Origin of the sequence: Mesorhizobium sp. M1403, from assembly GCF_040317695.1 — a bacterium.
Classification (GTDB): domain Bacteria; phylum Pseudomonadota; class Alphaproteobacteria; order Rhizobiales; family Rhizobiaceae; genus Mesorhizobium.
In genome coordinates this window covers 100612-121996 of the sequence record NZ_JAMYKY010000004.1, presented here as the reverse complement: position 1 = coordinate 121996, position 21385 = coordinate 100612, and the positions used below count along the sequence as shown (strand labels likewise).

Annotated in this window: 19 protein-coding genes and 1 pseudogene; 5 read left to right on the top strand and 15 right to left on the bottom strand. The window is 64.4% G+C overall.

Annotated elements, in window-relative coordinates:
• Positions 1–86: 86 nt before the first annotated feature.
• Genes NKH01_RS10120 through NKH01_RS10110 form a run of 3 tightly spaced genes read left to right on the top strand, consistent with a single transcriptional unit; the run spans position 87 to position 2990 of the window.
• On the top strand, positions 87–1058 hold the full coding sequence (locus NKH01_RS10120) for a Gfo/Idh/MocA family protein (protein ID WP_353020082.1): 972 nt from the start codon (positions 87–89) through the stop codon (positions 1056–1058).
• Entirely contained in the window at positions 1055–2050 is a 996-nt protein-coding gene (locus NKH01_RS10115) for a Gfo/Idh/MocA family protein (protein WP_023721344.1), read from the top strand. The genes NKH01_RS10120 and NKH01_RS10115 overlap by 4 nt, the downstream gene beginning before the upstream one ends.
• Positions 2040–2990, top strand: a complete 951-nt coding sequence (locus NKH01_RS10110) for a dihydrodipicolinate synthase family protein (protein WP_353020081.1) — start codon at positions 2040–2042, stop codon at positions 2988–2990. Before NKH01_RS10115 ends, NKH01_RS10110 begins: the two co-directional genes overlap by 11 nt.
• Positions 2991–3026: 36 nt before the next feature.
• Here the strand turns inward: NKH01_RS10110 and NKH01_RS10105 are convergent, their stop codons facing one another.
• Both NKH01_RS10105 and NKH01_RS10100 read right to left on the bottom strand, forming a co-directional pair.
• Positions 3027–3974, bottom strand: coding sequence for an LLM class flavin-dependent oxidoreductase (locus NKH01_RS10105; RefSeq protein WP_353020079.1), 948 nt, complete (start codon positions 3972–3974; stop codon positions 3027–3029).
• A 130-nt stretch (positions 3975–4104) separates the two neighbouring features.
• Positions 4105–4260, bottom strand: coding sequence for a hypothetical protein (locus NKH01_RS10100; protein WP_023678176.1), 156 nt, complete (start codon positions 4258–4260; stop codon positions 4105–4107).
• A gap of 266 nt (positions 4261–4526) precedes the next feature.
• Between NKH01_RS10100 and NKH01_RS10095 the strand changes: the two genes are divergently transcribed.
• Positions 4527–5294, top strand: coding sequence for an SDR family NAD(P)-dependent oxidoreductase (locus NKH01_RS10095; RefSeq protein WP_023721347.1), 768 nt, complete (start codon positions 4527–4529; stop codon positions 5292–5294).
• Between the two features lie 14 nt (positions 5295–5308).
• Here NKH01_RS10095 and NKH01_RS10090 read toward each other — a convergent pair whose 3' ends face one another.
• From NKH01_RS10090 to NKH01_RS10045, 10 genes and pseudogenes are all read right to left on the bottom strand, one after another.
• Entirely contained in the window at positions 5309–6253 is a 945-nt protein-coding gene (locus tag NKH01_RS10090; protein WP_353020078.1) for an ABC transporter permease, read from the bottom strand.
• Positions 6250–7305 carry an ABC transporter permease gene (locus NKH01_RS10085; RefSeq protein WP_353020077.1) on the bottom strand — a complete coding sequence of 352 codons (1056 nt, stop codon included), beginning with the start codon at positions 7303–7305 and terminating at the stop codon, positions 6250–6252. Before NKH01_RS10085 ends, NKH01_RS10090 begins: the two co-directional genes overlap by 4 nt.
• A complete protein-coding gene (locus NKH01_RS10080) occupies positions 7305–8810 on the bottom strand; it encodes an ABC transporter ATP-binding protein (RefSeq protein WP_353020076.1) in 1506 nt (501 codons plus the stop codon). The genes NKH01_RS10085 and NKH01_RS10080 overlap by 1 nt, the downstream gene beginning before the upstream one ends.
• A gap of 183 nt (positions 8811–8993) precedes the next feature.
• Positions 8994–10025 (bottom strand): BMP family protein, encoded by a 1032-nt coding sequence (locus tag NKH01_RS10075; RefSeq protein WP_023721351.1) that lies wholly within the window; start codon positions 10023–10025, stop codon positions 8994–8996.
• Between the two features lie 167 nt (positions 10026–10192).
• Complete coding sequence (gene pcaF / locus NKH01_RS10070) at positions 10193–11398, bottom strand: 3-oxoadipyl-CoA thiolase (protein WP_352494090.1); 1206 nt, start codon at positions 11396–11398, stop codon at positions 10193–10195.
• A 140-nt stretch (positions 11399–11538) separates the two neighbouring features.
• Positions 11539–12300, bottom strand: a complete 762-nt coding sequence (locus tag NKH01_RS10065; protein ID WP_353020075.1) for an SDR family NAD(P)-dependent oxidoreductase — start codon at positions 12298–12300, stop codon at positions 11539–11541.
• A gap of 11 nt (positions 12301–12311) precedes the next feature.
• The gene (locus NKH01_RS10060; RefSeq protein ID WP_353020074.1) at positions 12312–13124 is read right to left on the bottom strand and encodes an ABC transporter permease; all 813 of its coding nucleotides are present in this window, start codon (positions 13122–13124) and stop codon (positions 12312–12314) included.
• Positions 13124–13987 carry an ABC transporter permease gene (locus NKH01_RS10055; protein ID WP_353020073.1) on the bottom strand — a complete coding sequence of 288 codons (864 nt, stop codon included), beginning with the start codon at positions 13985–13987 and terminating at the stop codon, positions 13124–13126. Before NKH01_RS10055 ends, NKH01_RS10060 begins: the two co-directional genes overlap by 1 nt.
• Positions 13988–14064: 77 nt before the next feature.
• Complete coding sequence (locus tag NKH01_RS10050; RefSeq protein WP_352858630.1) at positions 14065–15228, bottom strand: ABC transporter substrate-binding protein; 1164 nt, start codon at positions 15226–15228, stop codon at positions 14065–14067.
• Positions 15209–16335 (bottom strand): annotated as a pseudogene (locus NKH01_RS10045) (ABC transporter ATP-binding protein). Before NKH01_RS10045 ends, NKH01_RS10050 begins: the two are co-directional and overlap by 20 nt.
• Before the next feature lie 114 nt (positions 16336–16449).
• Between NKH01_RS10045 and NKH01_RS10040 the strand changes: the two are divergent.
• Complete coding sequence (locus NKH01_RS10040; protein ID WP_353020072.1) at positions 16450–17262, top strand: helix-turn-helix transcriptional regulator; 813 nt, start codon at positions 16450–16452, stop codon at positions 17260–17262.
• Positions 17263–17270: 8 nt separating this feature from the next.
• Here NKH01_RS10040 and NKH01_RS10035 read toward each other — a convergent pair whose 3' ends face one another.
• From NKH01_RS10035 to NKH01_RS10025, 3 genes are all read right to left on the bottom strand, one after another.
• Entirely contained in the window at positions 17271–19340 is a 2070-nt protein-coding gene (locus NKH01_RS10035; RefSeq protein ID WP_353020071.1) for a 3-hydroxyacyl-CoA dehydrogenase NAD-binding domain-containing protein, read from the bottom strand.
• A 120-nt stretch (positions 19341–19460) separates the two neighbouring features.
• The gene (locus tag NKH01_RS10030; protein ID WP_023721360.1) at positions 19461–20408 is read right to left on the bottom strand and encodes an ABC transporter permease; all 948 of its coding nucleotides are present in this window, start codon (positions 20406–20408) and stop codon (positions 19461–19463) included.
• A gap of 2 nt (positions 20409–20410) precedes the next feature.
• Complete coding sequence (locus tag NKH01_RS10025) at positions 20411–21385, bottom strand: ABC transporter permease (RefSeq protein ID WP_023721361.1); 975 nt, start codon at positions 21383–21385, stop codon at positions 20411–20413.

Sequence of the window (21385 nt, the reverse complement as noted above, 5' to 3'; positions counted from 1 at the left end):
CATCATCCGCCGGATTAGCCTGCCCGCTTGTCGTATAGCTACTTGTAGGATATCCTGCAAGCCCATAACAAACCTGCTGCCTTCGAATGAAGATTACCCTCGCCGGCTCGAGCCACTGGCACGCCGAAATGCACCTCGACGCCGCACGCTTTTACGGTGCGGAGATCGCCGGCATCTGGGACGAGGATCCTGGCCAAGCGCATGGGTTCGCCGCGCACCACGATCTGCCGTTTATCAAAGATTTCACGGAGATACTCTCCAGCCCGCCGGATGCGATCCTGTTGATGGGGCACCCTTCGATGGTGCCGGCGCGGGCACGCGCGATCATCGCGGCAGGGATACCGCTGATCCTGGAGAAGCCGGCGGCCAGCCATACGAGGGAACTGGTGGCGCTGCGCGAGCTTGCCAGGCAGCACCAGGCTTTTGTCGCTGTTCCCCTGCCCAACCGTTTCGGGCCGGCCGTTGCCGGCTTTGAACGGCTGCGCCGGCAAGGTCGCGCCGGGCCGGTGGCGCATTGCCAGTTCCGGCTGGTCAACGGCCCGCCGCAACGCTACATCGCCGACGGTGTCGCCTGGGTCGTCGATCCGGCGGTTGGCGGCGGGGGTGCGCTGAGGAACCTCGGCATACACGGCGTCGACGCGGCACTCAGCCTCGCAACCGGCAAGCTCGGCCTGAAAAGCGTTTCGATCGCGAACCGCATTCATCCCGGCCCGGTCGAGGACCATGCGCTGCTGGTGCTGGAAGACGAGGCCGGCGCGGTGTTCATCGTCGAGGCCGGTTACACCTTTGCCTCGATGCGCCCCGGCGGTGACTTCGAGTGGCGTATCGTCAGTGCCAATGCCACCCTCATCGATCATGGCGACCATGCCACCTGCGCAACGCTCGACGATGCGGCCGTTGCCGATTTGCCGGTCGAACTGCCGGCAACGCGCTATCGTCTGTTCATGCGCGATACGCTTGACCGGCTGGCCAGAAAGGCGCCTCCGCCGGTGTCCATCGAGGATTATGTTGCGGCGATGTCTCTGATCGACGCCGCTTATGAAAAGGCAGGATCATGATTGGAATAGGAATTATCGGCGCCGGCGATTTCGGCGCAGCCCATGCGCGGGCAATCCGTGAGGTGGGAGGCATTCGTCTCGTCGCCGCCTCTCGTGGAAATGCCGATGCGCTGCAGCGCTTCACCGCCGAATATGGCGGCTGCGGCTACACTGATTGGCGCAAGCTGCTGGACGACAAGGAGGTCGACGCGGTCCTCATTGCCACCCCGCACCATCTCCATGCCGAAATGGCCATCGGCGCAGCAAACGCCGGCAAGCACATCCTGCTCGAAAAGCCGATGGCGCCGACGGCGGCTGCCTGCGACGCGATCAACGCCGCCGTAACCGATAGCGGCGTCAAGCTGATGGTCGCCCATCTCATGCATTTCGCCCTGCCCTGCATGGCAGCCAGGCAGAAGCTGGAGCAAGGAGAGCTCGGCCGGCCGCTCATCGGATCGAGCTGGATCATCAAGCTATGGATGGAGCACAATCGCCGCGACTGGCATCTGCGCAAGTCGACCGGCGGCGGCATGCTGTTGACGGCCGGCATCCACGCGCTCGACCGCCTGGTCTGGCTGATGGATGACGATGTCGTGTCGGTGAGCGGCATGCTCGGCGCCAAGTTCCATGACCAGGAAGCAGACGACAGCGCCTTGCTTGGGCTGCGCTTCGCCGGCGGCGGCATCGGCCAGGTGCAGAGCATCGGCTATCGCACCGGCGCTACCACCTACGCCATGGATCTGGTCTGCGAGCAGGGAACGCTGCGCATCGACATGGATCGCGGCACGATGCTTGGACGCGATACGGTCTGGACCGAGTTGCCCGGTTCATTCGAACCGAACTGGATGCACAACGCGCTGGTGCGCGAATGGAGCGCGATGCGCGATGCCATTGCCGACGACACGCCGGTGCCGGTCGACGGTCTCTATGCACGCAAGATCATCGGCATTATCGAGGCTGCCTTCGCGTCGAACGAAACCCGCCACGAACACGAGATCGCCGGTGCACGCTGACCTCGACGACCATCTGGCCCGCTTGCCCGCACACGCACCGCGCGGCGTCTGGGGCGCGGTGATGCTGGCCATCGACGATCGCGGAGCGATCGACTGGCAGGCGACGGAAGAGACGATCGCGCGGCTTTGCGCGTCAGGCGTCGACGGCGTCTATTCCAATGGCACGGCCTGCGAATTCCATTGCCAGACCGAGCCCGAATTCGACCGGCTTTGTGGGCTGGTCGCCGCAACAGCCGGCGGCGCGCGCCTTCCTTTCCAGATCGGCATCAGCCAGTCCAATCCGCGCGTCGCACTGGAGCGGCTGACGCGGGTCTCGGCGTTTGGCCCGGCGGCGGTGCAATTCACACTGCCCGACTGGTGGCCGCCCAGCGACGACGAGGTCATGCGTTTTGTCGGCCGCCTCTGCGAGGCCGCGCCCGAAACGCCGCTGGTGCTCTACAACCCGCCGCACGCCAAGCGTCGCCTGACACTCGAAGGCATCGCCCGGCTGCGCGCGGCCGTGCCGTCGCTGGTCGGCGCCAAACTGCCGGGCGGTGACGCCGACTGGTATGCCGATATGCGCCACAAACTGGACGGATTCTCCGTCTTCGTCCCCGGCCACACGCTGGCGACAGGCTATGCTGGGGGAGCCCATGGCAGCTATTCCAATGTTGCCTGCCTCAACCCGAAGGGCGCGGTGCAGTGGTGGCGGATGATCCGTACCGATATGGTCGCCGCTGCCGAGGTCGAGGCCCGCATACAGGCCTTCCTCGCCGCACATGTCCTACCGTTTCGCACCCGTTACAATGTCGGTGATGCAGCACTCGACAAGGTGATGGCCGCGGCCGGCGGCTGGGCGCCGCTCGGCCCGCGACTGCTCTGGCCCTACAGCTCCGTTCCCGATCAGGAAATCCCGACGCTGGCCAGGGCCGCTCACGCGGCTTTCCCGGAATGGTGGTAGGATCCGTCAGCCAAGGTGCGTGACGACGGCGGCTCTTCAGCACTCGGCTCGCAGGCCCGGTATCGCGCGTGACACAAACGTCCCCGATGCAGGGGCATCCGCCTCGCGCCGTGCCAGTGAGTTGCGCAGCAGTGCGATCGCCTCGCGGCCGGCAGTCGCAATCTCGCGCGGCCTGTCGACGCCGACGATCATGAACTCCTTGATCCCCAAAGCGGCGTAGGAAAGCAGCGACAGCGCGACCTGCGCCGGCGGCCCGGCAAGTTCGACCGCCTTCCGGCAGGAAGCGGCAGGTTTGTCTGCCGTACGGATTCGGACGGGAAGCGCGAAACGCAGCTTGCCGGCCCGGCCGTGTTCGGCGGCGGCGCCGCGTACGCGCTCCATTGACTGGCGGATTTCTGCAAGCGAGCCCGGTGCCAGCTCGAACACGTCCGCATGCCTGCCCGCGACCCTGAGTGCAGTGCCCGACTGCCCGCCCATGCGGATGGTCACATCGGCACCATGCGGCCCCTTGCGCGACACATAGCCGCCTTTGATGCTGTAAAAGGCGCCTTCATGGTCGAACGGCCTGTCGTTCGACCACAACCGCTTCAGCAACACCAGATATTCGTCGATGCGCTGCCAGACCACCGTATGGCCGGCCGGACGTGCCTCGGCATCGTCGTCGCTCAGCGGGTCGCTGAGCATCCTGAGCGACAGCCGGCCACCGCTTCTCGCGTCGAGGGCAGCGAGCTGCCGCGCCGCCACGATTGGTTCGATCACGCCCGCCCAATGCGTGAGCACGACTTCGAGGGAGGAGGTCCGGTCCAGCGTCTGGGCGGCAAGGTCCATATTGGTCAGCAGCCCGGCCTGGTCGTCGATGACGATCTTCTGGAATCCGGCATCCTCGATCAGCGACAGCTTCGTCGCGGTCTCGACAAAGTCGTAGAAAAAGCTGGCGTCGGCAGCGTGGATCTTACCGGGAACATGCGTGAACTCGATCGGCATTGCCATCTCCTCCATCACGTTGAATCAGGGCGCGCAAAAGCGCACCGGCATTCGGTTCATTCAACTCCGGAATTTCTGCAAACGGCAGGCCGCTATCCCGAGCAAGCCTCGACGATCAGAGCCTTACTAATCAGGGGATCAGCCCCAGTACCACTGCCCCGGTGAATACGAACGCAAGGGCAAAGACGAGGTAGGCGAAAGCGCCGGCATAGGCCGGCCGCCACACCTGGTCGGAACCCAGCCTTTGGCCTTTGCGGGCAGTCTGAGCGTTCTGGCTATAGGACATATCGACCTCCGTCTCGGCGCTTAATCTATAAAATCAGTAGACTTTGTCGAGTGCTATTTTCGCGAGTTCCTTAGAACAATTTTCCCCAAACCGCAGACAAATTGGTGTTTTTGCTGCTTAGCGCTGGCTTTTGGGCGTGCCGGGGAAGACGGCAGAAAACGTCAGGTCCATGTGTGTGTGGCTCCTTGGCCATCCAATGGATGCGGGATAGCATCGCTGCTTGAGCGGAAGCCGCGACGTCACGGCAAGGCAGCAGGGAGCAAAACATGGGCACAAGACTGGCCGGCAAGGTCGCCATCATTTCGGGCGGCGCGACGGGAATGGGCGGTGCGGCCTCGGAGCTTTTCGCGGCCGAGGGCGCCAAGGTGGCGATCGTCGACCGCAACGGCGAAGCGGCGGCTGCCACCGCAGCGGCAATCAGGCAACGCGGCCATATCGCCGAGCACTGGGTCGCCGACGTATCGGACGAGCGGCAGGTCGAAGCGGCGGTGAAGGGCGTGATGGAAAAATTCGGCCCGGTTACGGTTCTGTTCAACCATGCCGGCACCATCGTCATCAAACCCTTCCTGGAGACCACGCTGCAGGAATGGGACTGGCTGCATGCCGTCAATGTGCGTTCGATGTTCCTGATGACGCGCGCCGTGCTGCCCGGCATGATCGCCGCCGGCGGCGGTTCCATCGTCTGCACCTCGTCGATCTCGGCGGTGGCGGCGACGCCGATGGAGGTGCTTTACGACACCACCAAGGGTGCCTGCCACATGTTCGCGCGTGCCATTGCCGTCGAATTCCGCGACCGCAACGTCCGCTGCAATGCGGTCTGCCCCGGCTTCATCAGGACACCGCATGGCCTGCGCGAGGTCGCCGATCTCGACAAACTTGGCGTCGATGTCTCAGACGCGGCAATGGCCGCGCAGCAAGGCCGGATCGGCGAGCCGGAAGAGGTGGCGAGGGCAGCCCTGTTCCTGGCCAGCGACGAGGCCAGCTTCGTCAACGGCGCCCATCTGTTCGTGGATAACGGCTTTACCGCGATGTGAAGGACGGCGCGCCGCTACCGCTCTTCGCGCCGGAACGGCTTGAGCAGTGCCGAAGGAGCCACCGCATTGCGCGACATCACCGCCATGGCGACGATGGTGAAGATGAAGGGCAGCATCAGGAACGCCTCATAAGGAATGTGGCCGAGCCCACTTGCCTGCATGCGCAATTGCAGCGCGTCGACGAAGGCGAACAGCAGTGCGGCGCCTGCCGAGCGCCATGGATCCCAGCGGCCGAAGACGACGAGTGCGATTGCCACCCAACCACGCCCCGAAACCACGCCGAAGGTGAACGCGTTGAACTGCGCCATCGACAGGAAGGCACCGGCCAGCCCCATCAAGGCACCGCCGAGGATCACCGCCTGGAAGCGCGTGGCGATGACGCTGACGCCGGCCGAATCGGCGGCGCGCGGGTTTTCACCGACCATGCGGACCGACAGGCCCCATGGCGTGCGGTAGAGCACGAAGGCGGCCAGGGGAATAGACAGCATCGCCATGTAGACCAGCGAAAACTGGTTGAACACCGCCGGCCCAAGCACCGGTATGTCGGACAGGATCGGGATCGGCAGCGTCTCGAACCCCTTGATGTTCGGTGGCACCGATTGCTGGCCGAAGATCAGCCGGTAGAGGAAATAGGCAAGGCCTGAACTGAACAGCGTCACGCCGATGCCGCAGACATGCTGGCTGAGGCCGAGCGCCACCGTGAACAGCGCATGCACGGCGCCCATCAGTGCCCCGGTCAGCACCGCCGCAAACACGCCAAGCCAGAGGCTGCCGCTGAGGCTCGCCGCGGTGAAGCCGGTCATCGCCGACAAAAGCATGATGCCTTCGATACCGAGATTGAGCACGCCGGCGCGCTCGGAGAACATTTCGCCCAGCGTCGCGAAGGCAAGCGGCGTGGCGATGCGAATTATGGCGGCCAGGAAGCCGACCTGGAAGATCTGCTCCAGCACCACGCTCATCTGGCGGCTCCGACGCGACGGATGCGATAGGCGGTGAACATGAGCGCCACCAGCATGGCGAGCAGCGCGGTTCCCTGAATAACGTCGCTGAGGAAGGCCGGAACGCCGGTCGCCCGCGACATCGCCTCGGCGCCGGTCATGACGGCGGCAAGGAAGATCGCCGCCAGCACGACGCCAAGCGGATTGAGCCTCGCCAGCATGGCGACGACGATGCCGGAATAGCCATAGCCCGGCGAGATGTCGCTCATCACCTGGAAATGCACGCCGCCGACCTCGCCGACGCCGGCAAGGCCGGCCAGTGCGCCTGACAGCAGCGCCGTCGAAATCAGCACCCGCTCGACATTGATGCCGCCATAGCGCGCGGCTTCCGGGTTCTCGCCGATGACCCTGATGCGGAAACCAAGCGTCGTGCGCGCGACCACAAACCAGATGACCGGTGCTGCGACCAGCGCCGCGACGACGCCGAGATGCAGCCGCGTGCCTTCGAGCAGCACCGGAAAGTTGGCCGTATCCTCGATCGGCGGCGAGATCGGGTAGCCGCTGAACGTGTCCTTCCATGGCCCCTCGATCAGCGCCATCAGTGCGTAGAAAATGACCGAATTGAGCAACAGCGAGCTGACCACGTCATCGACCCTGAATTTCACCCGCAGCGTGGCGGGGATCAGGGCGACGGCCGCGCCCGCGGCGGCGCCCGCCAGCGCCATCAGCAACATGGCGAGCGGCCCCGGCATCGGGATGGCGCCGACGGCACAGCTCGCCACCGCACCGGCCAGCAATTGCCCTTCGGCGCCGATGTTCCAGAATTTGGCGCGGAAGGCGACCGCCACGGCAAGGCCGGTGAAGATCATCGGCGCGGCACGCACCAGCGTTTCGGTGATGGCGTAGCTGTCGCCCAAAGACGCCGAAAACATCACGCCATAGGCCTCGACGACGCCGGCGCCGGCCAATGCAATGAGGCCGCTGCACAGGATCAGCGTCGCGCCGATGGCGAGCAGCGGCAGCGCCAGATTGAACCAGGCGGGCGTTGAGGTGCGGGCCTCGAGACGGAACATCAGGCCTCCGCCCCGGTCATCATCAACCCGAGTCTGGCGACGCTGGCATCGGCGCTTTCCAGCGTGCCGACGATGCGGCCCTCATACATCACGGCAATGCGGTCGCAGAGCATCAGCAACTCTTCGAGGTCCTCACCGATGATGATGATGCCGCAGCCCTTGGCACGCATGTCGAGGAATTTTTCGTGGATGAAGCGCGCGGCGCCGATATCGAGGCCGCGTGTCGGCTGCGAAACGATCAGCACCTTTGGGTCGAAGGCGAGTTCGCGCGCCAGAAGCGCCTTTTGCAGATTGCCGCCGGAAAGCGCCCCGGCGCGCGTCATCGGTCCGGGGCAGCGTATGTCATAGGCCTTGATCTGCGCCTCGGTGAAGGCGCGGATCGCATCCTGTCTGAGCAGGCCGTTGCGGCTGAACGCCACCGTGCCGATGCGCGGCAGCACCATCGAATCGGCAAGCGGCAGATTGGTGACCAGGCCGGTCGTCATGCGGTCTTCCGGGATGCGGCCGAGGCCGAGCGCCTGCACTGCGCTCGGCGAGAACCGCGAAACGGCTTTGCCGGCTATCGTCATGCGGCCGGCATCGGGCGCTCGCACGCCGGAGATGACCTCGGCAAGCGCCCGCTGGCCGTTGCCGGAGACGCCGGCAATGCCGAGGATCTCGCCGCCGCGTACCGACAGCGACACATCGCGCAGCGCCATGCCGGAATGATGCGATGTCGAGATACCATCGAGGGTCAGCACCGCCGGACCCGGTGTCGACGGTCCCCTGGCCGGAGGCACGATCTCGTGGCCGCACATCAGCCGCGCCATCTCCGAAGATGTCGTGCTGGCCGGCGTATCGACGCGGCCGGCAACGCGCCCGTGCCTGAGCACGACGCAGCGATGCGTCAGCGCCCGCACCTCGTTGAGCTTGTGCGAGATGAAGATGATGCCGAGCCCTTGTGCCGCCATCGAGCGCAGCGCCGAAAACAGCCCGTCGACCTCTGTTGGCGCCAGCACCGCCGTCGGCTCGTCGAGGATCAGCAGCCTTGCGCCGCGAAACAGTGCCTTGACGATTTCCAGCCGCTGCTGCTCGCCGACCGACAGCGCCGAGACGGGAAGGTCCGGGTCGAGCGTCAGCCCATGCTGGCGGCCGATCTCGGCAAGCCGCGCCAGCCCCCCGGCGCGGTCGATCCGGCCCGATCTGCCGGGAATGCCGATCAAGAGGTTCTCCAGCACCGAAAGCCGCGGTGCGAGATGAAAATGCTGGTGCACCATGCCGATGCCGGCGGCCAGCGCATCGGCCGAGCTGTTGATCGCCACCGGCCGGCCCTGCACCAGGATCTCGCCGGCGTCGGGCGCATAGGCGCCGAACAGCACGTTCATCAGCGTCGTCTTGCCGGCGCCGTTTTCGCCGAGCAACCCGAGGATTTCACCCGGCGCGACGCTGAGATCGACGGCCTCGTTCGCCTTGACGGCGCCGAAGCTCTTGGTGATGCCGCGCATTTCGATGAGAGGGGCGGGCAAGGGCACTCCTGGTGAGAGATGGCGCGGATACCCTTCCCCCTTGCGGGGAGGCACCGAGCGAAGCGAGGCGGGAGGGGTCGCCTCAACCGCCTCGACTTTTGACTTAAGAGACGGAGCGCGTCGCGGAGGACCCCACCCGGCCCTGCGGGCCACCCTCCCCTCAAGGGGGAGGGGCGGGCGCACTCAGTCCGAGACCGGCGTATTCTCGTCCACGTCGACTCGGAAATTGCCGTCGAGGATCTCGGCCTTCTTCCTCTCGACCAATTCCTTGACCTCGGCCGGCAGCGTCTTGTCGAATTTATGGTACGGCGCGAGGTAGGAGCCGCCCTTGGCCATGCGCGAGAAATCGCCGTAATCCTGCGCGGTGAAGACCCCGGCCTTGACCAGCTTGATCGCCTGCTCGACAGTCGGATACATGTCCCAGACCGGCCCGGTGATCACCGTGTCGGGGCCGAGGCTCGACTGGTCCGACATGTTGGAGATGGCGAGGATCTTCTTCTCCGCCGCCGCTTCGATGACGCCGAAGCGCTCGGCATAGATGACGTCGACGCCAGCGTCGATCTGGGCAACAGCCGCTTCCTTTGCCTTTGGCGGATCGAAGAACGAGCCGATGAAGGCGACCTTCTTCTTGATGTTGGGATTGACCTCCCTGGCGCCGGCAAAGAAGGCGTTGACCAGCCGGTTCACTTCCGGAATGCCCATAGCCGCGACCGCGCCGATCGTGCCCGATTTCGACATCTTTCCGGCGATCATGCCGGACAGATAGGCCGGCTCGTGAATCCAGTTGTCGAAAACGCCGAAGTTCGGCTCGGCCGGCCCGGCGCCGGAGCCGAACAGGAAGGCGGTCTTCGGGAACTGCTTGGCGGTCCTGCGGGATTCGCGCTCGGCGGCGAAGGCATCGCCCAGCACCAGCTCATAGCCGCCTTGCGCATATTCGCGCATGACACGGCTGAAATCGGCGGTCTGCACCTTCTCCGACCATTTGTACTCGATGCCGAGTTCCTTCTCGGCCTTCTGCAGGGCGACGTGGATCTGGTTGTCCCACGGCTCCTCGATCGGCGTGGCGAAGATCGCCGCCACTTTCAGCTTCTTGGTCTTAGCAAAGGCGCTGCCCGGCAGCATCGCCGCCGCAAGGCCGAGCGCGCCCAGCTCCAGCACGTTGCGTCGCGAAAGCCCTTCGCGTTTCGATTGGATTCTGCTCTTCCCGTTGTCCATTGCATGCCCCTCTGATTGGCGCCGTGTCGAGCCGGCTCTCTTCTCTGGAATATCAGCGAAGGAACTATGGAACGGTGCCCGGCTTTTGTCCACATGGTCAAATTTGAAGGGCGGAACGACGTGGGAATTCGCGCAGCCGCACCTTCAGAACGGCCGGAGTTGCTCGCTCACAATCTCTCCAGCGCCACCGCTATGCCCTGGCCGACACCGATGCACATGGTCGCGAGGCCGTAGCGGCCGCCGCGTTCGCGCAGTTCCAATGCCGCCGTGCCGGTGATGCGCGCCCCGGACATGCCGAGCGGATGGCCGAGCGCGATGGCGCCGCCATTCGGGTTGACGTGCTCCGCATCCTCGGCAATGCCGAGTTGGCGCAGCACGGCGATGCCTTGCGAGGCGAAGGCCTCGTTGAGCTCGATGACATCGAATTGTTGCGGCTCCAGGCCGAGCCGGGCGCATAGCTTCTGCGTGGCCGGCACCGGACCAATGCCCATGATGCGCGGCGCCACGCCGGCGGTGGCACCGCCGAGGATGCGGGCGATCGGCGTCAACCCGTATCTTTTCACGGCGGTTTCCGAGGCGACGATCAGCGCCGCGGCACCATCGTTAACGCCCGACGCGTTGCCGGCCGTAACCGTGCCGCCTTGCCGGAACGGCGTCGGCAATTTGGCCAGCGCCTCGATCGTGGTACCCGAGCGCGGATGTTCGTCCTTCGAGACGACGATCGGGTCACCCTTGCGCTGCGCGATCGTCACCGGCGTGATTTCCTTTGCCAGCCGGCCATTGGCTTGTGCGGCGACCGCCTTGTCCTGGCTGCGCACGGCAAACGCATCCTGGTCGGCGCGAGAGACGGCGAACTCTTCCGCCACGTTCTCGCCCGTCTCCGGCATCGAATCGACGCCGTATTGCTTCTTCATCAGTGGATTGACGAAGCGCCAGCCGATCGTGGTATCGTGAACTTCGGCATTGCGCGAAAACGCGGTCTCGGCCTTCGGCAGCACGAACGGTGCGCGCGACATCGATTCGACGCCGCCGGATATCATCAGCTCCGCCTCGCCGGCCTTGATCGCGCGCGCTGCGATGATGACGGCATCCATGCCCGAACCGCAGAGGCGATTGACGGTCGAGCCGGAAATCTCCTTCGGCAGGCCGGCCAGCAGCAGTACCATGCGCGCCACGTTGCGATTGTCCTCACCGGCCTGATTGGCGCAGCCATAGACGACGTCGTCGATGGCAGCCCAGTCGATGCCGGGATTGCGCTCGACCAGCGCCCTCAGCGGGATTGCGCCGAGATCGTCGGCACGCACCGCCGACAACGAACCGCCGAAGCGGCCGATCGGCGTGCGGATATAGTCGCAGATATAGGCCTCGGCCATTATGCAGCTTCCCTTTGCGCTGACGATTTCTGCTCCCGGCCCAGCCATGTTGGCCGCATTCTCCTTGAGACGAAAGCACATCTTGCCGCCGGCCGTTAGGCCAAAGGGAATTTCAGCTCCCGCCCGCCGGGAGCTGCGGATCAGCCGATGCTTTCACCGCCGTCGATCACCAACGCCTGCCCGGTCATGAAGGACGAGCGGTCGGAAACGAGAAACAGGATCGCTTCGGCAATTTCCTCCGCGCTGGCCCAGCGCTGCATGGGGATCTTGGTGCGGACATAGTTTTCGATCGCCGCCCGCCCGCCCATCTGCGCGATAAACGGTTCGTTGAAGGGCGTGTCGACCCAGCCGGGGCACAACGCGTTGACGCGGACATTGTGCCGGGCATAGTCGAGCGACATCTGCCGGGTCATCGCCACCACGGCATGTTTTGAGGTTGCGTAGGCGATCATTTCGCGGTCGTAGAACACACCCGAATTCGAGGCGGTATTCAGGATCACCCCGCCGCCTTGCGCGATCATCGACGGCATGACCAGCCTGGCCGCGAGGAACTGCGCCCGCACATTGATCCGCCAGGAGGCATCCATGCCGTCGGCGCCGACTTCGGTCAGCGTGCCGCCGACCTGGATCCCGGCATGATTGTGCAGGATGTCGATCCGCCGATGCCGGAGGAGCGTTCCTGCGACGAGCTGCTCGACCGCCGCATCGTCGCCGACATCGGTGGCGACGGCTTCGGCCCGACCGCCGGCCGCACGAATGTCGGAAGCGGTTGCTTCCCCCGCCGCCTGGTCCCTGTCGGCGATCACCACGAGCGCGCCTTCCCTGGCCATTATCATGGCGCCGGCACGCCCGATCCCCGACCCGGCGCCCGTCACCACGGCGATGCGATCTTTCAGAATCATGTTTTTGTCTTTCAGTGGGATGGTTTTCGCTGGCGCAATTGCCATTGGGCGAGCACCACGAGCAGAACGGAGGCGACGAGCACGATCGTCGCGATGGCATTGATCTCCGGCGTGACCCCGCGCCGGATCGAGGCAAAGACATAGATCGGCAATGTCGTCTGCGCGCCGGCGACGAAAAAAGCGACGATGAAATCGTCGAAGGAGAATGTGAAGGCGAGCAGGAAGCCGGCAATCACCGCCGGCATGATCTGCGGCAACACGATGCTGCGGAACGTCGTCAGCGGGGTGGCGTAAAGATCGCTCGAAGCCTCGACCAGATTGCGGTCGAGGCTGCCGAGGCGCGTGCCGACGATCATCGCCACCAGCGCCATCGAAAACAGCCCGTGCGCGGCGATGATCGAGCCATAGCCGAGCGCCAGGCGCGGTGGCTGGTCGTTCGGCCACAGCGAAGCGACAAACGGGTTGACCACCCCGAATAGCTGGACCAGCGCGACCAGCGTCGAGATGCCGATGACGACGCCAGGAACGACGATCGCAGCACCCAAAAGCGCATCGAAGACGGCTCGCGTCCGCGCGCCGACACGCGCCAGGCCAAGCGCCGCCGCGGTGCCGCAGAGTGCCGCGAGCAAGGCGCTGGTCGTGGCGATTAACAGGCTGTTCTTCAGCGCTTCGACCAGGAACGGGTTCGCCAGTGCCTTGCCGTACCATTGCACCGAGAAGCCAGTGAACTCGCTGGCGTGGTGGCCGGCGTTGAACGAGAACAGCACCACCAGCGCGATCGGCAGGTAGAGAAAGGCAAAGACCGCAACGACGAAGGCACGCATCAGATCAGGTCCACCCGGCGGGCACCCGAAAGCCGTGTCGAAATGCGGTTCGCGGCAAGCAGCACGACCACGGAAACCGCTACAAGGGTTATGGCGATTGCCGATCCGAACGGCCAGTTGCGCGATTGCAGGAACAGATCGACCAGCGCGTTGCCGATGAAGAACACCATGCCGCCGCCGAGCAGCGTCGGGATCAGATATTCGCCGAGCAGCAGGATCATGACCAGCGAGAAGCCGGTCATCACACCTGGCAAAGAGAGCCGCAGCGTCACGCCGAGGAATGTCGAGATCGGCGTCGCTCCGAGATCGGCGGAGGCCTCCAGCAGCCGGCGGTCGAGCCGCTCGAGGCTGACATAGATCGGCAGGATCATCAGCGGCAGATAACCATAGACAATGCCGAGCAGAACCGCTCCCGGCGTGTTGATCAGCCGCACGTCCTCCATCCCGGCATAGGCCAGCAGAGCTGGGATGCCGCGCCCGCCAAGAACATACATCCAGGCATAGGTTCGCATCAGCAGGCTGGTCCAGAACGGGATGACGACAAGCGCCAGCAGGATCAGCCGCCAGCGTTGCGGTGCGCGTAAGGCGAGGTAGTAGGCGACCGGATAGGCAACGAGAAGACAGGCCAGTGCGCCCGCCGGCGCCAGCACCATGGTGTTCCAGAAGGCGGTCGCCCGCGCCGGAAGATTGGCATACTGCGCCAAGGTGAAAGCGGCCTGATAGCCACCTTCCGGCGCCCGCTCGCCGACGCTGAAAACGGCGATCGCGACGAACGGCAAAACTAAAAACACCAACAGCCATGCGGTCGCCGGACCGAGCAGCAGGGCGGTCAGGAGATTGTGACGAAGGACATTGCTGCGCATTGAAAAAACCGCCCCGGTGCCGGCGGGCATCTGTCCGCCGAGGGAGTTGCCTGCATCGGACCTTTGGTCCGCCCGGTTCAAGCCGACTTGAAGCGTGCCATCAATTCGGCCCGGCCCGGGTCGGTCAAGGTCGCGGCTGCACCGAATTCGAGTGGCTTGAGCAGATCCGCCGCCGGATAGAGGATCGGATTTTCCAGCACCTCCTTGGGCAGCAGCGCATTGACCCGCGCATCGGTGGAAGGCGCACCGTTGGCCAGGTGCTCCTTGACCGCGACTTTCGGGTTCATCAAATAGTTGAGCAAGGCATAACCCGCAGGCTTGTTGGGCGCATCCTTGGGGATTGCGTAGAAGTCGGTCCAGATCTCGCCGCCTTCCTTGCCAAGCACGTAGGCGATTTCGGGGATGTCGCGGTGGAGCTGCGCCCCGTCATTGGTCCAGCACATCGTCATCCAGGCGTCGCCGGCACGCATCGACGGCTGGTAGTCGCTGGAGACCGCGAACAGATGCGGCTTGACCTTCAGCAGCAATTCCTCCGCCTTGGCGAGTTCGTCCGGCTTCAGCGAGTTGAACGAGAAGCCGAAATATTTCAGCGCGTTGCCGATCGTGGTCAGCTGGTAATCATGAACCATGGTCCGGCCGTCGCCCTCCGCCATCGCCGTGTCCCAGAATTCCTTCCAGCTCGTCATCGGCTTGGCCAGTTTCTTGGTGTTGACGGCAAAGCCGGTGGTGCCCCAATTCTTCGGCACAGCGTAGGTCACGCCGTCGATGGTGCCTTCCCCAGTGAAGCGCGGGTCTTCTTGCGAGCCGTCATAATTGGCAAGCTTGGCCATATCGAGCGCTTCGATGATGCCGAGCTTCTTGTAAGTCGAGATCGTGTAGTTGGTTGGAACGAAAAGGCTCCAGCCCGAGGCGCCGGCCTGCAGCTTGGCCAGCATCTCCTCGTTTGAGCCGAACACATTGACCTCGACGGCAACACCGGTCTCGGCCTGGAAATTCTCGAACGTCGCCGGGTCGTGATAATTGGGCCAGGTGGCAATCGACATGCGGTCGCCAAGACCTTCCTGGGCGAAAGCCGGCGTCGGCATGATGCCGAGCTCGCGGGCCATCACCGCCGTTGCGATGCCCAGGCCGGTAAGGCCAAGGAACTCGCGGCGGCCGATGGAACCCCGCTTGAGGCGCATCAATTGATCGACGAACTTTTCAGGGCTTATCGGCAGTCCGTCACGATATGATTTCGACATTTTTGTTTTCCCTCTGGTTGGTCCCGTTATTCTCCGGAAACGCCAGCGGCGTTCCGGCTGCAAAGCCGATGGCAACGGGTTCACCCGGCTTGAAGAGATTTCCACCGCCAATCAGATGATCGGCCTTTGCGAGCAGCGTCCCGATGCCCTGGACCTCGATTGCATATTCCGCAGTCGAACCGAGAAAGATCCGGTTGCGGACGAGCCCGTTCAGCCGGCCGCTTCCGGGCGCGCCGAGGCTTATTCAGGGCGCAGGCTGACCGAAACGGCTTCACCCTGAGCCAGCGAAGTCCGCTTGCGCGCGGCAATGACAGTGCCATCGGCAAGCGCCACCTCGACGAGCTTGCCCGAGAGCCCGACGACCTTGCCGCTCAACAGATTGGTCTTGCCGACGAAATCGGCGACAAAGAGGTCGGCGGGTTCGTCGTAGATTTCGCTCGGCTGCCCAAGCTGGACGATACGCCCGCCATTCATGACGCAGACGAAATCGCTCATCGACAGTGCTTCTTCCTGATCGTGGGTGACCAGGACGAAGGTGATGCCGATCTCGCGCTGCAGGTTCTGCAGCTCTATCTGCATGTCGGTGCGCAGCTTCTTGTCGAGCGCCGCCAGGGGCTCGTCGAGCAGCAGCACCGCCGGCTTGTTGACCAGCGCCCGCGCCAGGGCGACACGCTGCTGCTGGCCGCCGGAAAGCTCATGGATCTTGCGGCGTCCATAGCCGGCAAGCCGCACCATGGCGAGCGCCTCGCCTGCTTTCAGGCTGATCTCGCGCGACGACAGGCGCGGCCGCGCCTGGCGCAGGCCATAGGCGATGTTGTCCTCGACATCCAGATGCGGAAACAACGCATATTGCTGGAACACCATGTTGACCGGCCGCCGATAGGGCGGCGTGCCGGCCATGTCGTGGCCACGGATGAATACCGCGCCTTCGCTTGGCTGTTCGAAGCCGCCGATCATGCGCAAACAGGTTGTCTTGCCGCAGCCGGACGGCCCGAGCAAGGCGACAAAGGCAGACGGCGGGATGGCAAGATCGATGCCGCTGACCGCGATCACGCTGCCGTAGCGTTTGGTGACCCCGCGAAACTCGATGTCGGGCACTGCGGTCAAAGCTGCGGGCTCCAGCGGCTAGTTGATCTCGAAACGCTATCAGAGCCAATGGCGGCTAGTATATACCTCCCAGGTGGTATATTTCGTCTATTTTCTCGTCTGGAGGGGTATGAATTGGGCGTTTCGCGCAGCGATGAATACAGCCGGCTCGCTGCGCTCATCGCAGCGACGCGGGAGACCAGCGGCGAGCTTTTCGGCAAGGCAATGGTGGCCTGGCTCCGGCAGCATGTCAGCTTCGATTATTGCGTGATCTTCGGCTATCGCGGCGCCTTACGCCCGCCGCTGCTGTTCGAGACATTCTCGCCGGCCGACAGCCACGTCTTCGTCGCGCTCTATCAGGAAGGGCCTTATCTGCTCGATCCGTTCCACCATGCTGCGGTCGAGCGCAAGGAAGGCTTTTGGCGCATGCGCGAATTGGCGCCGGATCGCTTCTATGCCAGCGAATATTACCGCTCCTATTACAGCCAGACCAGACTTGCGGAGGAGGTCGGCTTTTTTGTGCCGCTGCCGGGAAAGGACGCACTGGTGCTCTCGCTGATGCGATTGCGCGCTTCGGGACCTTTCGGAACCGCCGATGCGAGGTTGCTGCGCGACATGGCGCCTGCGGTGATCAATCTCATCAGGCTGCGCTGGCATGATCTTCCGGCCGACAAACCGGCAGAGACGAAGCAGGACGAAACGATTGCTCCAGTCAGCGAGTTCGAACGTGCTCACATCTGGAAGAGCCTCTCGCTCACGCCGCGCGAGCAGCATGTCGTCGATCTGGTGCTTCAGGGCCATTCCACGGAATCAATCGCCAGGGCGATGCGCATCGTGCCGGGAACCGTAAAAGTCCATCGCCGCAACATCTACCGCAAGCTCAAGATAAAGTCGCAGGCGGGTCTGTTCGCGCGTTTTGTCGAGATCATGGACGCACGGATTCGGTAGTCCCAAGTTCAGCCGGCAGCGCCGTCCCAGGAACCGGTTTCGGCCATTTGCCTGAGCAGAGGTGCCGCCCGGAAGACGTCCTCGCCGGTCTGCTGGTGCCAGTGATCCAGCCGCCGGATGATCTTGTCCACGCCTTCGCGGCTTGCCCAGAACATCGGCCCGCCCTTGCCGACCGGGAAGCCATAGCCGTTGACCCAGACGACGTCGATATCGGACGCGCGGGCGGCAATCTGTTCCTCGAGGATTTTGGCGCCCTCGTTGATCATCGGATAGAGCGTGCGCTCGATGATCTCCTCGGCGCCGATTGCCCGCGGTGCAATGCCGCGTTCAGCAGCCTTGTTGTGGATGAGCGCTTCGACCTCCGGATCGGGCAGCGGCGTGCGCGAACCGTTCTCATAGCGATAGAAGCCGCTGCCGGTCTTCTGGCCGAAATGGCCCTGTTCGCACAACGTGTCGGCGATGTCAGCCGTCTGGCCACGCGCCTTGCGGTTGCGCCAGCCTATGTCGAGGCCGGCGAGATCGCTCATCTGGAACGGCCCCATCGGCCAGCCGAAATCGGTGAACACCTGGTCGACCTGGCGCGGCATTGCACCCTCGAGCAGAAGCGCCTCCAGTTCCGCACCCCGCGCCGCCAGCATGCGGTTGCCGACGAAGCCGTGGCAGACGCCGACGACGACCGGCACCTTGCCGATCCGCCGCGCCAGATCGACGATGGTCGTCAGCACGTCCGGCGAGGTCTTGTCGGCGCGGACGATTTCCAGAAGCTTCATGACGTTAGCCGGCGAAAAGAAATGCATGCCAAGGAGATCTTGCGGCCGCGACGTCGAAGCGGCGATCTCGTTGACGTCGAGATAAGAGGTGTTGGTGGCAAGGATCGCGCCCGGTTTGGCCACCGCATCGAGCCTGCCGAATACCTCCCTCTTGACCGCCATTTCCTCGAACACAGCCTCGACGATCAGGTCGCAATCGGCGAGGTCTGCATAGTCGGTGCTGCCCCTGAACAAAGCCAGCCGCTGGCGCTTGGCGTCTTCGCTCAGCGACCCGCGGGTGACGGAAACGGCATAGTTCTTGTCGATCGTCGCCAGCCCGCGTTGCAATGCTTCCTGCGTTGTTTCCAGCAAGGTCACGGGAAGACCGCCATTGGCGAACGCCATGGCGATGCCGCCGCCCATCGTGCCGGCGCCGATGACGCCGACCCGGGCGATCTTGCGCCTGACGACATCCTTGCCGGCAAGCTTTGCCGCCTCACGTTCAGCGAAGAACAAATGCCGCTGCGCGCGTGATTGGTCGCCGGCGACAAGCTTGACGAACAGGTCGCGTTCGGCCGCCAGCGCTTCGTCGAAGGGCAGCGTGAGGGCGTTGCGGACCGACTGCGCACAGGCTATCGGCGCCTCGAGACCGCGCGCTTTGCCCGCAAGCGTTGCCGCCTCCTTGTCGAAGGCCGGCAAGTCGGCCTGGTCGAGGCGATCGTTGCGGTCGCGCACCGGCGTGAACGGACCGCCTTTCGCGGCCGTTTCGCTGGCGAAACTCACCGCTTGCGCGGTCAGGTCGCCATCGAAGACGGCATCCACCAGACCGGCGGCGCGCGCCTCGGCCGCATTGATCGGCGTTCCCGAAACGATCATGCTGAGTGCCTTCAGCGGACCAACCAAGCGCGGCAGGCGAACCGTGCCGCCGCCGCCCGGCAGCAGGCCGAGCTTGACTTCCGGCAGGCCGAGCCTTGCCGCTCGGTCGGCAACACGGAAATGGCAGCCGAGCGCCAGTTCCAGGCCACCGCCGAGCGCAGTGCCGTGAATGGCGGCGACCGTCGGCTTGGCGATGGTTTCCAGCACGGCGACAATGGCGCGCAATTCCGGCTGCTGCGCCGGTCTGCCGAATTCGGTGATGTCGGCGCCGGCGACGAAGGTCCGCCCGGCGCAGGCTATCACGATTGCTCCCACCGACGGCTCGTCCCGCAGGGAAACGAGCGCCCGCATCAACGGCTCGCGCACATGGAAGCTCAGCGCGTTGACCGGCGGATTGTCGATGGTCACCAGCGCGACGTTGCCGTGCCTTGTAGTGCTGACGAAATCGGGCACGCAAACCTCATACAATGATGTTGGCCAGGAGCCCGACGGGATTTACAGCGCTGGCATGCGGATGGGAACCACATGTTTGCGGGCCGGATCGATATCCTCTCGCCGCCGGGTGGCCTTGCCTTAGCGCAGCGCCTTCTGCCCGCCGGCCGCGGTGATGACGCCGACGATGATCAGCCCGGTCAGCACCAGGCGCACGCCGACGCTTACGCCGAACGTGTTGAGCATGGTCAACAGCAGCACGAGGAACAGCGCCGCGCCCCAGACCCCCGGCACATTGGCCTTGCCGCCGGCTACCGACGTGCCACCGATGACGACGACCGCGATCGACGCCAGCAGATACTCATTGCCGATATCGACATTGGCGCCGCGGAAATAACCGGCGAGCAGTGCACCGTCGAGGCCGCCGAGCGCGCCCGACAGCGTGTAGGTGAGGAAGCGGGTGCGGCCGACATTGACGCCTGCCAGCCAGGCGGCGCGGATGTTCTGGCCGATCGCCAGCACCGAGCGTCCGTAGATCATGCGCTGCAAAACGATGCCGGCGCCGATGGTGAACAGCACGGTCAGGATCGCCAGCACCGGGATACCGAACACCTGCCAGTTGGTGAAATCGGCAAAGCCCGGCGGCGGCTTGATCTGCAAGCCGCGCCCATAGCTGATATCGACTGACTGGATGACGAAGCTGGCCGACAGCGTCGCGATAATCGGCGGAATGCGCAGCGCCCATATCAGCAGGTAGTTGACGGCACCGATCGCCATGCCGCAGGCAAGCGCGGCCAGCAGCCCGACCGCGATCATCGCATCATTGCCGTCCATGACCTTCATGGCGACAGCACTGGCAAGGCCGATATTGGCCGGCAGCGACAGGTCGACATTGCCCGGCCCGAGCGTGATGACGAACATCTGGCCGACGCCGACGATGACGGTGAAGACGGCAAGCGACAGCGCCGCCGTGATCATCCCGCCTCCGCCATAGCCGCCGGTGAAGGCGATCGTCGCCAGCCACACCAGCAGCGCCCCGAAGAACGACCAGATCCAGGGTCTGGCGAGCAGTGTCCGCAGCGAGACCATGCTCACCTCTCCCTGCGGCTGATCAGCACCCGGGCCGCCAGCACGATGATCAGGATGGCGCCATTGGCGGCAACCTGCCAGTCGGGCGGAATGTGCATGAACGTCAGCAGTGGCGATGCGGCCAGCGCCAGCGTCAACGCGCCGATGACGGCGCCGATCGGCGACACCCGGCCGCCGACGAACTCACCGCCGCCGAGGATGACGCCGGCGATCGAAAGCAACGTGTAGCCATTGCCGATATTGGCGTCGGCCGAGGTGGTGATGCCGATCAGCGCCATGCCGGACAAAACGCCGAACAGGCCGGTCAGCGCAAACAGCGCGATTTTGGTACGGAGCAGCGACCAGCCGGCGCGCTTGAGTGCGGCTGAATTGCCGCCCGATCCACGCAGGATGACACCATAGGAGGTGCGCATCAGGCCAAAGTGGACGACCGCCGCGATCAGCAATGCCGCGATGATCGGGAACGGAATGAAGGGTGGCTTGAAGGCCATCAGCGCCAGCAGCCAGTCCGGCGCCTTGCCGCCGGGCTTTGGCAGGATCAGGATGGCCAGGCCCTGCCAGACGAAACTCATGCCGAGCGTCACCACGATCGAGGGCAGGTTGCGCAGATGGATCAGCGCGCCGAGCAGCGCGTAGACACCGATCGACCCGAGCAGGATGACGACGCCGAGCAACGGCGCGTCCTTCAGCCATGTCGCCGTGACGCAGCCGACGAAGCCGACAAAGGTGCCGATTGACAAATCGAGCTCGTTGCCGGCGATGACGAACATCTGCGCGATCGTCGCCAGCGCGATCGGGATCGCCAGATTGAGCATCAGGCTGAAGCCGAAATAGCTGATGGCGCGCGGGTTGAGCCAGGCGATAGCGATGAGCACCAGCGCCAACGACAGTGCCGGCAGCAGGCTGCGCAGCATGCGCGCCCGCCTCGTGGCGCGAGCCGACGATTTTAGCCCATTCTCGATGGATGCCGCCGTCAT